This is a genomic window from Heyndrickxia shackletonii, assembly GCF_001420715.1.
In the GTDB taxonomy this organism is placed as follows: Bacteria; Bacillota; Bacilli; order Bacillales; family Bacillaceae_C; genus Margalitia; species Margalitia shackletonii.
This window is the reverse complement of record NZ_LJJC01000004.1, coordinates 3,231,156-3,246,074: the sequence shown is the minus strand read 5'-3', so window position 1 is coordinate 3,246,074 and position 14,919 is coordinate 3,231,156. Positions and strand designations below refer to the sequence as shown.

Genomic DNA, 14,919 nt, shown 5'->3' with positions numbered 1-14,919 from the left:
GAGGGACTCTATCATAGAAACCATAACCAAGAAACCAGCGATAGGCCATATTCGTTTTTAATTCTTCAATCGTTTGACGCATCGAACGAATGCCAAATGTATATTGAATAAAGGTAAGTTTAATCAAGATCACGGGATCAATACTTGGGCGTCCAACTGCGGAATATGTTTCTTCCACTAAATCATAAATGAAAGAGAAATCAATCGCTGCCTCCATTTTTCGGACTAAATGATTTTCGGGAACCAACTGGTCTAAAGCGATCATTTCTACTTGATCACGTTGAATGGAATTATGTTTTGAAAGCATCTTCATCACCCCAAGTATTATTTCTATTTATATTTTAAAACAAAAAAGACTGTAGGCAAGCTCGATCTTCATCGAGTTTGTCTACAGTCTGAAATGGCAGCCCTGGCTGCCATTTTTTTGTGATCCTATAATTACACCTCCATAATAATAGGCATTATCATAGGACGACGCTTTGTTTTTTCGTATAAAAACGGTGCAAGCGTATCTGTTATTTCATTTTTTATTTCTGTCCACTGAGATGTTTTCCGTTCCATTACTTTATTCAAGTGCTTTGTGATAAGATTTTGAGCTTCATTAATTAAGTCACCAGATTCACGCATATAAACGAAGCCTCTAGAAATAATATCCGGTCCGGATGCAATTTTAAATTCATTCATATTAATGGAAACAACTACGACAACAAGTCCTTCTTCCGATAGGATTCTGCGGTCCCGCAACACAATATTTCCAATATCCCCTATACCATTTCCATCGATGTAAACATTACCGGAAGGGATTTTTCCTGCTACCTGAGCAACATCACTGCCAAGCGCAAGCACTTCACCATTGTCCATAATAAAGCAATTTTCTTCCGGAACACCACAATCTACTGCAAGTTGTGCATGCATTCTTTGCATACGGTATTCCCCGTGGATTGGCATAAAGAATTTTGGCTTAATTAATCTTAGCATTAGCTTTTGTTCTTGTTGTCCGCCATGACCAGAAGTATGGATATCATTTAAAGGTCCATAGATTACATCAGCACCAGCACGATAAAGTAAATTAATTGTTCTATTCACGCTAATGGTATTACCAGGAATAGGCGATGATGAAAAGACAACCGTATCACCAGGCTGGATTTGAATTTGTCGGTGTGTACCACCAGCAATCCGGGATAAGGCAGCCATTGGCTCCCCCTGACTTCCTGTACAAAGAATGGTTACTTTGTTTGCGGGCAGGCGATTAATTTGTCCTGCATCAATAAATGTATCCTTTGGGCATTGAATATAACCTAAATCATGCCCAATTTCAATTGCCGCCTCCATACTCCGGCCAAATACGGCAATTTTTCTGCCATTTGCTACTGCTGCTTGGGCAACCTGTTGAAGTCGATGAATATTAGATGCAAAAGTAGCAAAAATAATACGGCCATCGACCTTTCGGAAAATATCCTGTATGCTTTCTCCGACACGTCTTTCCGACATTGTAAAGTTTGGTACTTCACTATTGGTACTATCAGATAGAAGGCATAAGACTCCTTCTTTTCCGATTTCCGCCATTTTCGTCAAGTTTGCAGGCTCTCCAACAGGAGTAAAGTCAAATTTAAAATCTCCGGTATGAACAATGTTACCAGGTGGGGTTTTCACTACAATTCCATAAGAATCTGGAATACTATGAGTAGTTCTGAAAAAGGTTACAGATGTTTTTCTGAATTTGATAACATCATCCTCATGAATTTCGTGAAAGGTGGTTTGACGTAATAAACCGTGTTCTTCCAATTTATTTTTTAGCAGTCCAAGCGCCAGTTTTCCGCCATAAATTGGAATGTTTACTTGCCGAAGCAGATATGGAATTCCGCCAATATGATCCTCATGACCATGAGTAATAAACAATCCTTTTATCTTATCCACATTTTTTACTAAATAAGTATAGTCTGGAATTACATAGTCAATCCCCAGCAATTCATCTTCCGGAAACTTAATTCCAGCATCAATTAAGATAATTTCATCTTGGAACTGTACGCCATAAGTATTTTTTCCGATTTCCCCTAAACCGCCAAGGGCAAAAACCGCAGTTTGATCATTTTTTACAAATTTCATATAGTTACCTAATCTCCGTTACTTTAAAATATTCTTGCTGCTTCTCGTATTCATAGTACGGGCCTTCTACGCGTTGTACAAATTCGATATTAATTTGACGGTCTTTTAGTAATTGGCGGGCCTCACGTTCCGAATTTGCTTGTAAGAAAATTGTTTTTGTTTTTTCTCTAACAGGTACTTCATACTTATCTTCTTGATAATAAACTTTATACATCATCTTTCTTCTCTCCTAACTCCGAATCAATTGTAACTTTTTCTATTATATAAAAAGTTAACAAGATTTTATAGTTTTTTCATCATAAGTTTAAATGATGAAGGTAATTTATAAGGAATAAGTCCCTACTCGGGAGGGACAAATCATTATCCGATGTTTAGCAATTCTTTTCATACAAATTTTAGTATTCTGGCCGTTGTAATAGTCTTAATATCAATTCGTCAGGATATTTCTACTTATATATAATATCCATTTTAATAATGAATAATAGCGGAATGTTTTAAGAAAAACAGAACCTTATGCAATTTGTTTTTTCCTTAGCAAATCCTTCCATTGCTTTACTAGCTTTTTTCTTAGCCTTTTTAACATGGCGGTTCACTCCTACCTATTATTTTAATGAAATCTGCGGGAAAGTAAAGGCGGACAAGAATTTCTTATTGTTTATCGGAAATTATAAATTTAAGCATGTGTATACCTTTTGAAAAAAATTGACTACTGCTAGCATCAATGTCTATTTCCTTGGTCGCGTAGAAAACTACGAAATCCGTACGCAGAATGTCTAGGGCTCTTGGGCATTTGTTATTTATAGTATATGTAATAATACATGCTTCTTTCTTGGGTATTTTTGGATTGCATAGGGAAATTGACAAATAGGTAGGAAACATATAGGGTAAGATTCGGATAAAAAAATATATAAATGTTGAGAACGATAGATTGGGGTTTAAAAGAATGAACAAAATAGTTTTTTTTGATATTGACGGAACATTATTGGATCATGATAAAAACCTTCCAGCTTCCACGAAAGAAGCTATCTTTGAACTTAAGAAAAATGGTGTATATGTAGCGATTGCCACAGGAAGGGCGCCATTTATGTTTGAACATATTAGGAAGGACCTGGAAATTGAATCATATGTATGTTTCAATGGTCAATATGTTGTATTTGAAAATGAAGTAATATATAAAAATCCGCTAAAAACGAACTTATTGGAGTCCTTGGTTAACATTTCAAAATCCCGTCAACATCCCCTCGTTTTTTTAAATGAAAAAACCATGAAAGCGAATGTCCAATATGATGAATCTATAGTAACAAGTATGGAAAGTTTAAAATTAATGAAACCGGAATATGATCCGGATTTCTATAAAGACAAAGAAATATATCAGTCCTTACTTTTCTGCGAGGAAAAAGATGAAAACTATTATAGAGACCATTTTCCGGAAATATTATTTATTCGCTGGCATGAATTATCCATGGATGTCATTCCAAAAGGAGGTTCAAAAGCGGAAGGTATTAAGAAAATGATAGAAAGACTTGGCTTTAAACTTTCAGACGTTTTCGCTTTTGGAGACGGATTAAACGATATTGAAATGTTAAGTACAGTAGGTACAGGTGTGGCTATGGGAAATGCCACTGACATTGTAAAACAAAATGCTGATATGATAACCAATGATGTAGCAGAGGATGGGATTTTTAACGGATTGAAGAAGCTTCATTTAATATAAAGATATAAAAATAAAGCATTGCAAAGTTAATATATTTACCTAATAAATCCGATTTAGTCGGATTTTTTTTTGGTTTTTAAATCTATAAAAAGGTCTCGTAATTATGTCATATATTACAAAACGGATAATCTATCAAAAAGTCATATCTTCTAAAATGCTGCATAAATATGAAAAGAATCGACTTTACGAGAATTAGACAGCCTTCACTATTGCTAAAATTTAGAATTATTTATATAGTAAAAATGCACCGAATATAAGGAGGATAAGTCGTGGCAATGATTCGCTTCTGTATATTGTTAATGTGTCTGTGTGTGTGTTTAGCCGGATGTCAGACCAAACCAGAGGAAAAAATCTATCAAATTTTAGAAGATACGGTTTCGAAGGAAAAAGGATTTCAAAACCAGCAATCACCTTTAGCGAAGCTTGAATCAGAAGAAACAGCTATATTTGAACAAATAATGGACTTAGGTACGAAAGACTTTAAAAAAGTTGTAAAACTTTCAGATAAAGCGTTGTTAAATATTAAGGAAAGAAAAGAAAGAATGGATAAGGAACAAGCATCGATGCTATTGTCTCAAAAAGAATTTCTTAAAATGAAATCAGTAATGACAGAATTAAAGGATCAAAAGTTAAAGGATGAAGCTTCCCTTTTATATGATTTGATGGGAAAAAGATATGCAACACATGAAATGCTTTATAAAGCATATATGACCGGATTGGATGCTGACCAAAAATTATACGAGTTACTAAAACAAAAGGATGTTTCTTTAAATAATTTAGAAGCGCAAATAAATGCTACAAATGATTCATTCTCCTCAGTAATGAAGGCGAATAAAAAATTTAATAATGAAACCAAAATATATAATGAGAAGAAATTAGAATTTTATAAGCATGCAGGAATTGAGAAAAACAACTCATAAAGTAAAAACAGGGATGTTAATGCCCTGTTTTTTATTTTATAAAGGAAAAATTCATTATTATAGTACAGATACATTAATCTGACTAATACAGTTTTTAGTTTGTAATGGAGATAATTTAAAATGTTATGTTAGAAAAGTATTGTCTGTGTGGTTTAATTGATTGACTGGTTAGAAGTTTTGATGTAATCTATTAGAGGAATTAACAGATTGTATTAATAAGAAATGGATTTTTATTAATACAGTTTTTAGAATGTAAAGGTTTACTTCGTTAATACGTTTTTAACTATAAAAAAGGTTAGAAGAAAACATTATTTCATGGTGTTTTTGGGTAACCTATTTTTGTATGTTGTCCCACATATTAATAAGATAAATGGTTCATAAATTTACCCTAAAAAGGGATGTGCGGCTCATCTAAAACGTAATAACGGATAGTTAATACTTTAAACTATATTTTTTATAAGAAAGGAAGAGGTGACTTTAATATGGCTTCAACAAAAAAAGCACCATTAGACCCGAAAAAGACGCTCGAAAAGATTGAAGAGCAATTTGAGATGTTTCAGATCTTAAATGAAAATGGTGAAGTTGTAAATGAATCTGCAGTACCGGATTTATCAGATGAACAGCTTCAAGAATTAATGCGTCGTATGGTTTACTCTCGTATTCTTGATCAAAGATCTATTTCATTGAATAGACAAGGACGACTAGGCTTCGTAGCTCCGACTGCTGGACAAGAGGCTTCTCAAATCGCATCCCATTTTGCTTTAGAGAAAGAGGACTTTATTTTACCAGGTTATCGTGATGTGCCTCAAATAGTATGGCATGGTCTACCATTATATCAAGCTTTCTTATGGTCCCGCGGTCATGTTGGAGGAATGAAAATCCCTGAAGGTGTTAACGTTCTTCCTCCGCAAATTATTATCGGTGCTCAATATGTCCAAACAGCAGGTGTAGCACTAGGTATGAAAAAACGCAATAAAAAAGCAGTAGCGATTACATATACTGGTGACGGTGGATCATCTCAAGGTGACTTCTACGAAGGAATTAACTTTGCCGGTGCATTTAAAGCTCCTGCTATATTTGTTGTTCAAAATAACCAATTTGCTATCTCTACTCCACGGGAAAAGCAAACATCTGCTAAGACCATTGCACAAAAAGCTGTCGCTGCTGGTATTCCTGGACAATTAGTCGATGGTATGGATCCATTAGCAGTATATGTAGCAGTAAGAGATGCTCGCGAGCGTGCTATAAATGGCGAAGGTCCAACCTTGATTGAAACAATGTGTTATCGTTACGGTCCACATACAATGGCTGGAGATGATCCTACACGTTACCGTACATCTGAACAAGATAACGAGTGGGAGAAAAAAGATCCGATTGTACGTTTCCGCAAGTATTTGGAAAACAAAGGCTTATGGAGCGAAGAAAAAGAAAACGAAATTATCGAACAGGCAAAAGAAGATATTAAGGCTGCAATTAAGAAAGCCGACGATACTCCAAAACAAAAAGTTACAGATTTAATCTCTGTTATGTTTGAGGAGCTGCCTCATAATTTACAAGAACAGAATGAATTATATAAAGCAAAGGAGTCGAAATAAGCCATGGCGCAAATGACAATGATTCAAGCAATTACCGATGCATTACGCACAGAACTTAAGAATGATGAGAATGTATTGGTATTCGGTGAAGACGTTGGCGTTAACGGCGGCGTATTCCGTGCGACAGAAGGTCTTCAAAAAGAATTTGGAGAAGATAGAGTATTTGACACACCACTTGCAGAATCAGGTATTGGTGGTCTTGCAATTGGTTTGGCAACACAAGGTTATCGTCCTGTCCCAGAGATTCAATTCTTTGGATTTTTATATGAGGTAATCGATTCTGTAAACGGCCAAATGGCACGTTGGCGTTATCGTACTGGCGGCAGTATGAATGCACCTATTACGATTCGTTCTCCATTCGGAGGTGGTGTTCATACTCCTGAACTTCATGCAGATAGTTTAGAAGGTCTTGTAGCTTCACAACCAGGATTAAAAGTGGTTATTCCATCTTCACCATATGATGCAAAAGGACTTTTAATTTCTGCAATTCGTGATAACGATCCGGTTATCTTCTTAGAGCATATGAAGCTTTACCGTTCCTTCCGTCAAGAAGTTCCAGAAGGTGAATATACGATTCCGCTTGGTAAAGCAGAAGTGAAGCGTGAAGGGAAAGATCTATCTATTATTACTTATGGAGCAATGGTTCATGAATCCATAAAAGCTGCTGAAGAACTTGAAAAAGAAGGTTTCTCCGTAGAAGTTGTGGATTTACGAACTGTAAGCCCGCTTGATGTAGATACGATTATTGCTTCAGTAGAAAAGACAAATCGTGCCATTGTTGTCCAAGAAGCACAAAAACAAGCAGGTATCGCTGCAAATGTTGTAGCTGAAATTAACGAACGTGCTATTTTAAGTTTAGAAGCACCTGTATTACGTGTAGCTGCACCAGATACAGTATACCCATTCTCACAAGCAGAATCTGTTTGGCTTCCTAATCACAAAGATATTATGGAAACAGCTAAAAAAGTACTTACTTTTTAATATCAAATGCGAAAGCGCCTTGCTCATCCGCTAGCCGAAAGGCGCTGTAGCTAGTCGAGAATAAGATTATAGCCCTTCCTACAGAAGGGCTATGGACTTTAAAAATTTTACTATAGGAGGGTGAACAACATTGTCATTTGAATTTAGATTACCAGACATAGGTGAAGGTATTCATGAAGGTGAAATCGTTAAATGGTTTGTTAAACCAGGCGATAAAGTAAATGAAGATGATGTACTTTGTGAAGTACAAAATGATAAAGCAGTAGTGGAAATTCCATCTCCAGTTGCTGGAACTGTAGAGGAGGTTCTAGTAGAAGAAGGAACAGTGGCTATTGTCGGTGATGTACTTATTAAATTTGATGCCCCTGGCTATGAAGATTTGAAGTTTAAAGGTGATCACGGGGAAGAAGAAACAAAAACAGAAGAAAAGGCGGAACCTGCAAAGGCTGAGACTCCAGCTCCTGCTCCACAAGCAACTGCCGAAGCTTCTCAAACTGCGGAAGTGGACCCGAATCGTCGTGTTATTGCAATGCCTTCCGTTCGTAAATATGCTCGTGAAAAAGGTGTAGATATTCGTCTAGTAACTGGATCCGGAAATAATGGCCGTGTTCAAAAAGAAGATATCGATGCATTTGCTAGTGGTGGAAACCAAGCAGTAAGCACACAAGCTGAGGCACCACAAGCTGCAGAAGAAAAAGTTACTGCTGCAGCAGCACAAGTTGTAATTCCAGAAGGTGAATTCCCTGAAACTCGTGAAAAAATGAGCGGAATTCGTAAAGCAATTGCAAAAGCAATGGTGAATTCAAAACATACAGCTCCACATGTTACCTTAATGGATGAAGTAGATGTAACAAAACTAGTTGCACATCGTAAGAAATTCAAGGAAGTTGCTGCTGAAAAAGGTATTAAGCTTACATTCTTGCCTTACGTTGTAAAAGCACTTGTTAGTGCTCTACGTGAATTCCCTACTTTAAATACATCCATTGATGATGAAGCAGGCGAAATTATTCAAAAGCATTACTATAACATCGGTATCGCAGCAGATACAGATAAAGGTTTATTAGTTCCAGTGGTAAAAAATGCAGATCGTAAATCCGTATTTTCTATTTCAAGTGAAATTAATGAACTTGCTACAAAAGCGCGTGAAGGCAAATTAGCGCCAAATGAAATGAAGGGTGCTTCTTGTACCATTACGAATATTGGTTCTGCTGGTGGCCAGTGGTTTACTCCTGTTATCAACCATCCAGAGGTTGCTATTCTAGGAATTGGTCGAATTGCAGAAAAACCTGTAGTAAAAAATGGTGAAATTGTAGCCGCACCTGTGTTAGCATTATCATTGAGCTTTGATCATCGTATTATCGATGGAGCAACCGCTCAACATGCACTTAACCAAATCAAGCGCTTGTTGAACGATCCAGAATTATTACTAATGGAGGCGTAATAAAAAATGGTAGTTGGAGATTTCCCTATTGAAACAGAAACGATAGTAATCGGTGCAGGCCCTGGTGGATATGTTGCAGCAATTCGTGCAGCACAGCTTGGTCAAAAAGTAACAATTGTAGAAAAAGCAAATCTTGGTGGTGTATGCTTAAACATTGGATGTATTCCATCTAAGGCATTAATTAATGCAGGACACCGTTATGAAACAGCAAAGCATTCTGATGATATCGGTATTTCTGCTGAGAATGTAACAGTTGACTTTGCAAAGGTTCAAGAATGGAAGGGTTCCGTTGTTAATAAATTAACAAGCGGCGTAGAAGGCCTTTTAAAAGGAAACAAAGTAAATATTGTAAAAGGTGAAGCATATTTTGTAGATGCAAACACATTACGTGTAATGGATGAAAAATCTGCTCAAACCTATACATTTAAAAATGCGATTATCGCAACTGGTTCTCGTCCAATTGAGATTCCTACATTCAAATATTCAAAACGTGTAATCGATTCTACTGGTGCCCTTAACTTACCGGAAATTCCTAAGAAATTAGTGATTATCGGTGGCGGAGTTATCGGTGTGGAACTTGGTTCTGCATATGCTAACTTTGGTACAGAAGTAACGATTCTTGAAGGCAGCGCAGAGCTTTTCGCGGGTGCATTTGAAAAACAAATGACATCTATCGTATCTAAAAACTTGAAGAAAAAAGGTGCGGAAATCGTTACAAATGCAATGGCAAAAGGCGTTGTAGAAAACGAAGACGGTGTAGTTGTAACATATGAAGCTAAAGGCGAAGAAAAATCAGTAGAAGCAGATTATGTATTAGTTACAGTTGGTCGTCGTCCTAATACGGATGAAATGGGTCTAGAACAAGTTGGCGTTGAAATGGCAGAACGCGGTCTTATCAAAATTGATAAGCAATGCCGTACAAACGTTTCAAACATCTATGCAATTGGTGATATTGTTGCTGGTCCTGCACTAGCACATAAAGCATCATATGAAGGAAAAATTGCTGCAGAAGCAATTGCCGGACATCCTTCTGAAATCGATTATCTAGGCTTGCCAGCAGTTGTCTTCTCTGAGCCAGAGCTAGCTACTGTCGGTTATACTGAAAAGCAAGCTAAAGAAGAGGGTATTGAAGTTGTTGCAGCTAAATTCCCATTTGCTGCTAACGGACGTGCTCTTGCATTAAATAGTACAGATGGATTCTTAAAATTAGTTACTCGTAAAGAAGATGGCTTAGTTATCGGCGGTCAAGTAGCTGGAACTAGCGCATCTGATATGATCGCTGAAATCGGTCTGGCTATTGAAGCAGGAATGACTGCTGAAGATATTGCGATGACAATTCATGCGCATCCAACTTTAGGTGAAATCACAATGGAAGCTGCAGAAGTAGCGCTTGGAACACCAATTCATATCATTAAATAATTACAAATAAAAGCATCCTTTTGGATGCTTTTGTTTTTTTATCTAATCATGTCAATCCGGTTTTAAAATGGCCTTTAAAATGCATATAATAGGAATATTAATAGAATTTCATCTAAAATTCGATGGTGATAAAATGAAAAACTATGTTGCCTTTCTTTTTCAATTAATCGTGTGGAGCTGCTTTACTTTTGCAGAGTGGCTGTCGAATCGGGATCATTTATTATATAAAGTCCTCATGTTTCTTGTGTTTTTATATTTGGCCTTTTTACTAACCAGGATGATTGTTAAATCAAATAGAATGACCATTTTCATTACAATTGCGAGTTTATCCGCCTATTTTTTACTTCAGTTTTTCCTGCACCAAATGTTACCTTCCAGAATGGCTTTTTTATAACGGCTCTTTTCTTAAACTGTGTCGCCTTATATATGAAACTCTAGATAAAAACTGTTATTGTTCAAATGTGATGAGGCTTTGTAAGAAGGGATGCCCCGAGACAAAGTCAAATGTTGAATTTATTACTATTACGAAAAGCAACCATTGATAAGAAATTGCTTCATGTAATCGTAAATAAATATACCTATTTACCTAAATGTGTTATACAAATTACCCTTGAAATCCTCAATGTGATATATTATTATTGTTTTAGAAGGTAAAGCGTTTTCAATATTTCTGGAGAGGAAGAATGAAAATGGGAACTATTGTATGTCAATCTTGTAACACAGTAATCGATCATTTTGAGGATGAGAAGGTTAGTATTCTTTACTCTAATTGCTGTGAATGCTGTAATCATAGTGAGAAAAAAGAGGAATAACAAATATTCAAGAGAGTGTATAGAAGTACACTCTCTTTTTGTATAAAAAAACTCCCCATTAACGGGGAGAAAATTAGCGGATAGCTTTATACTCTTTTATGACTCTTAAGGTTTTTAGTTCGAAATCCTCCGGACCTTGAACAGGTAATCCAACCTCGATATTCTTTTGAATATATTTTAAATTATCCTCGGTAATGATTTCCCCTGGGATGAAAATTGGGATACCAGGAGGGTAGACCATAATAAATTCTGCACTTATTCTGCCGACGGATTCCTCAAAAGGAACGACTTCTGTTTCCGAATAAAATGCCTCTCGCGGAGATAATGCGAGCAAAGGAATATCGGGAAGCATTACTTCGATATGAACAGAACCGGCTAGATGAGAAAATTGTCTTGATAATTCTTGTAAGGCTGTAACTAGTATATTTGCTTCCTTCTCTGAGTCGCCTGGGGTAATTAAGCACAAAATATTATAAAGGTCTGATAATTCAACTTCAATATTATATACCTCACGAAGCCATTTTTCCGCATCAAATCCAGTAATGCCTAAATCCTTTACGGAAATAATCAGTTTGGTCGGGTCATAATCAAAAGTTGCTTTTGTTCCTAATATCTCTTTTCCTACGCAGTATAAATGATCAATTCCGTTGATTTGCTCACGAATCGAATTTGCCAGACGAATCGTTTGATCAATCAATTCTTTCCCCTCTGTTGCAAGTCTTCTTCGAGCTGCATCAAGGGAAGCTAATAAAATGTAAGAAGTCGATGTCGTTGTGAGCATACTTAAAATAGTCTGTACTCTGCTGACATTTACGAGCCCTTCGCGTACATTTAAAACGGAGCTTTGTGTTAAGGAACCACCAAGCTTATGTACACTTGTAGCTGCCATATCAGCCCCTGCCTGCATAGCTGATATAGGCAATTCCTCGTGAAAATGAATATGAACACCATGTGCCTCGTCAACAAGTACGGGAACTTGATAGGAATGGGCTATTTCCACTATCTTCTTTAAATCTGCAGCAACACCAAAATACGTCGGATTTATGACTAAAACACCTTTTGCATCTGGATTTTGCTGTAACGCTTTTGAAACGGATTCAGTAGTAATGCCATGGGAAATTCCTAACTTTGGATCAACTTCAGGATGAATAAACACAGGAGTTGCTCCAGAAAACACAATCGCCGACATAACAGACTTATGCACATTTCTTGGTACAATTATTTTTTCGCCAGGTCCACAAACGGCCATGACCATTGTCATAATGGCTCCACTTGTGCCCTGCACGGAAAAAAATGTATGATCCGCACCAAATGCCTCAGCAGCTAACCTTTGCGCTTTCATAATCATTCCTTTTGGTTGATGTAAATCATCAAGCGGAGAAATATTAATTAAATCGATAGATAATGCATTATCACCGATAAATTCTCGAAATTCAGGATCAATTCCGTTTCCTTTTTTATGGCCTGGAATATGGAATTGCACTGGGTTCTTTTTTGCATGTTCCATTAACCCAGAAAATAAAGGAGTTTCATATTGCGACAATTTGTTATGCACCTCTTTTAGTTGAAATAAATTTACTAATATCCCTATTTATTATTACACATAGATATTATTTGCTTTAATGAAAAAGGATAAAAAATAAATACATGGGCTGTTTTCGTAATAATTATCGCTTTTTGTAATAGGTTATAAATCCTAAGCAGGGCTTAGTTTCGGGGCATCTTTTCTGACAAAGATTATTTATTTTTAACCAAACCAGCCTGTTACCTAGGATTTCGTTTACAAAAGCAAAATAGTTTAAGAAAAGAGCCATTCATAAAACAAATGAATTATAGCATTTAACCTATGCTTTGCAAATAGTTACTTTATCCAAAAAGGAATTAATTATTATAATAGAGAAGTAAGTAAGGGAGGAAGGGAGTGTTTAGAATGAATTGGGAAACAAGAGTAACGAAAATACTTGGAATTAAATATCCTATTATACAAGGTGGATTAGCTTATCTTGCCTATGCTGAGCTGGCTGCTTCAGTTTCGAATGCAGGAGGTCTCGGACAAATTACAGCAATGTCATTAGAAAGTCCAGAAAAATTAAGGGAAGAGATTAAAAAAGTTAGGGAACTTACAAATAAACCTTTTGGTGTCAACTTCGCGATTGGTCAGCATGGCAGACCTTTTTCTCATTTTGTGGATGTGGCTATAGAAGAAAAGGTCCCTGTTGTTTCCGTTACAGGTGGGAATCCAACTCCTTTTTTCGAGCAATTAGAAGGAGTAGATGTAAAGAAACTAGTATTAGTCGCAGCTAAAAAGCAAGCTCAAAAGGCAGAAAAACTTGGTGCTGATGCAGTTATGGTAGTTGGAAATGAAGGGGGAGGGCATTTAGGAAAAGATGAAATCGGTACCTTTGTGCTCGTTCCACAGGTAGTGGACGCGGTAAGCATCCCTGTTATTGCATCAGGAGGAATAGGCGATGGCAGAGGGCTAATAGCAGCATTATGCTTAGGTGCAGAAGGAGTCGAAATGGGTACAAGATTTATTGCGACAAAGGAATGTGTCCATGCTTCTGATATATACAAGCAAGCATTAGTCGCAGGAGAAGAAACAGACACGGTTATCATAAAAAAATCGCTCGGTGCACCTGCTCGCGCAATCACAAATAGTTGGGCAGAGCGAATTCTTGATATTGAAAAGCAAGAAGGTGGGTATGAAGCTTTAAAAACCTACATAAGCGGTACAGCTAATAAGAATTTTATCTATAATGGAAAAATAGAGGAGGGCTTTGCATGGGCAGGGCAAGTCTTGGGACTTATTAAGGACGTGCCTACAGTTGCTGAGCTTTTTGAAAGAATGATAAAACAAGCGGAAAATATTCGCGAGAATTGGTCAAAATAAACAAATAGCATGGAAATAAGAAAGCTGGTGATGAAATGGAATATCAATATCCATTTGATACAGATTGGAGCACCCAGGAAGTAGTGGATGTTATCCAATTTTTTGAAACGATTGAAATGGCATACGAAAAGGGAATTGTTCGTGAAAAGTTAATGGAAAAATACAGACGATTTAAGGAAATCGTTCCCGGAAAAGCAGAGGAGAAAAAATACTGCAATGAATTTGAAAAAGAGAGTGGGTATTCTCCTTACCAGGTAATTAAAAAAATGAAGGAATTAGGACCTGGAAAGATTGTTAAAATGTAAACCGCAAAGCGAAAGCCTGCGGTTTTTTTGTGCCTATTTTATAGATTTTTTGTTTGTTACATCTTATAAAGGGGTACTAAAATATTAAAGGTATCCTGAATTTTATGTAAAAGCTGTTCACCGGACATTTTTACTGCTTGTTCTCTAGGAATATTTATACCGCAGAGAACTTCCGCTTTTTTTATGGTTTGCACTCTTTTAAATATCTGTAGTAAATCATTTGTACTCATTTCGTTCATAGGCGTAGCATCAGGCTTCATATGATCACCTGACCAAACAAATGAGGATGGTATCTCACTAATTATTTTATTGATATTCTTCTCAAATTTCTTGCCGTATTCGACTTTAGATGGTGATTCATATATAATTGCGAACCAAACAAATAAATGCGTATGCCACAATCCAATTTGGAAATGAGGAAGCATTTTATAGCCGCGATTATTATTAGCAAAGGCAACCCAAGTATCATTTGGCGGATTAATTGTTCTGCGCGCATGCTTTGCTACATGGGGAAACATTTCATCTCCGGTCAGAACACTTAAGGCTGGTGCAAAATGCTCACCTAGTAACTCTAACTTAGGTCTTAATGTAGAAATGAGCTTGTCCATCCTTGCTTCAAGTCCATCTATTAAAAATAAATCAAAGTCTTCGTTTGTAAAACCATTAAACTTCATTTGTTACACTCCTCTACACTATATGGCAATATTTTATCATATTCAGGCACCTGTCCGACAAA

At 36.5% G+C, this 14,919-nt stretch carries 14 protein-coding genes; 9 read left to right on the top strand and 5 right to left on the bottom strand.

The annotated features are described in order from the left end of the window. The 3 genes from AN964_RS15570 to AN964_RS15560 all read right to left on the bottom strand — a co-directional run. A partial coding sequence (locus tag AN964_RS15570) for a transposase (RefSeq protein ID WP_161809259.1) occupies nt 1–307 on the bottom strand: 307 nt, incomplete at its 3' end. 131 nt (nt 308–438) lie between these two features. Then, nucleotides 439–2,106 (bottom strand): ribonuclease J1, encoded by a 1,668-nt coding sequence (rnjA, locus tag AN964_RS15565; RefSeq protein ID WP_055740566.1) that lies wholly within the window; start codon nt 2,104–2,106, stop codon nt 439–441. Nucleotides 2,107–2,110: 4 nt separating this feature from the next. Next, nucleotides 2,111–2,323 (bottom strand): DNA-dependent RNA polymerase subunit epsilon, encoded by a 213-nt coding sequence (locus tag AN964_RS15560; protein ID WP_055740565.1) that lies wholly within the window; start codon nt 2,321–2,323, stop codon nt 2,111–2,113. 726 nt (nt 2,324–3,049) lie between these two features. Between AN964_RS15560 and AN964_RS15550 the strand changes: the two genes are divergently transcribed. The 7 genes from AN964_RS15550 to AN964_RS25645 all read left to right on the top strand — a co-directional run bounded on the left by AN964_RS15550 (nt 3,050) and on the right by AN964_RS25645 (nt 10,988). Then, complete coding sequence (locus AN964_RS15550) at nt 3,050–3,820, top strand: Cof-type HAD-IIB family hydrolase (RefSeq protein WP_055740563.1); 771 nt, start codon at nt 3,050–3,052, stop codon at nt 3,818–3,820. A 275-nt stretch (nt 3,821–4,095) separates the two neighbouring features. Further along, nucleotides 4,096–4,740, top strand: coding sequence for a YkyA family protein (locus AN964_RS15545; RefSeq protein WP_055741261.1), 645 nt, complete (start codon nt 4,096–4,098; stop codon nt 4,738–4,740). 482 nt (nt 4,741–5,222) lie between these two features. Further along, the gene (gene pdhA, locus AN964_RS15540) at nt 5,223–6,335 is read left to right on the top strand and encodes a pyruvate dehydrogenase (acetyl-transferring) E1 component subunit alpha (protein WP_055740562.1); all 1,113 of its coding nucleotides are present in this window, start codon (nt 5,223–5,225) and stop codon (nt 6,333–6,335) included. Nucleotides 6,336–6,338: 3 nt separating this feature from the next. Then, complete coding sequence (locus AN964_RS15535; RefSeq protein ID WP_055740561.1) at nt 6,339–7,316, top strand: alpha-ketoacid dehydrogenase subunit beta; 978 nt, start codon at nt 6,339–6,341, stop codon at nt 7,314–7,316. Between the two features lie 130 nt (nt 7,317–7,446). Then, entirely contained in the window at nt 7,447–8,757 is a 1,311-nt protein-coding gene (locus AN964_RS15530) for a dihydrolipoamide acetyltransferase family protein (protein ID WP_055740560.1), read from the top strand. Nucleotides 8,758–8,763: 6 nt separating this feature from the next. Next, a complete protein-coding gene (gene lpdA / locus AN964_RS15525) occupies nt 8,764–10,176 on the top strand; it encodes a dihydrolipoyl dehydrogenase (protein ID WP_055740559.1) in 1,413 nt (470 codons plus the stop codon). Nucleotides 10,177–10,865: 689 nt separating this feature from the next. Further along, on the top strand, nt 10,866–10,988 hold the full coding sequence (locus AN964_RS25645; RefSeq protein ID WP_083489456.1) for a GapA-binding peptide SR1P: 123 nt from the start codon (nt 10,866–10,868) through the stop codon (nt 10,986–10,988). Nucleotides 10,989–11,061: 73 nt separating this feature from the next. Here AN964_RS25645 and AN964_RS15515 read toward each other — a convergent pair whose 3' ends face one another. After that, a complete protein-coding gene (locus tag AN964_RS15515; protein WP_055740558.1) occupies nt 11,062–12,531 on the bottom strand; it encodes an aminotransferase class I/II-fold pyridoxal phosphate-dependent enzyme in 1,470 nt (489 codons plus the stop codon). Between the two features lie 387 nt (nt 12,532–12,918). Between AN964_RS15515 and AN964_RS15510 the strand changes: the two genes are divergently transcribed. Both AN964_RS15510 and AN964_RS15505 read left to right on the top strand, forming a co-directional pair. Beyond that, nucleotides 12,919–13,878 (top strand): NAD(P)H-dependent flavin oxidoreductase, encoded by a 960-nt coding sequence (locus AN964_RS15510; RefSeq protein ID WP_055740557.1) that lies wholly within the window; start codon nt 12,919–12,921, stop codon nt 13,876–13,878. Between the two features lie 35 nt (nt 13,879–13,913). Continuing rightward, entirely contained in the window at nt 13,914–14,183 is a 270-nt protein-coding gene (locus AN964_RS15505; protein ID WP_055740556.1) for a UPF0223 family protein, read from the top strand. 56 nt (nt 14,184–14,239) lie between these two features. Here the strand turns inward: AN964_RS15505 and AN964_RS15500 are convergent, their stop codons facing one another. Continuing rightward, on the bottom strand, nt 14,240–14,857 hold the full coding sequence (locus tag AN964_RS15500) for a DUF1054 domain-containing protein (protein ID WP_055740555.1): 618 nt from the start codon (nt 14,855–14,857) through the stop codon (nt 14,240–14,242). Nucleotides 14,858–14,919: the final 62 nt, after the last annotated feature.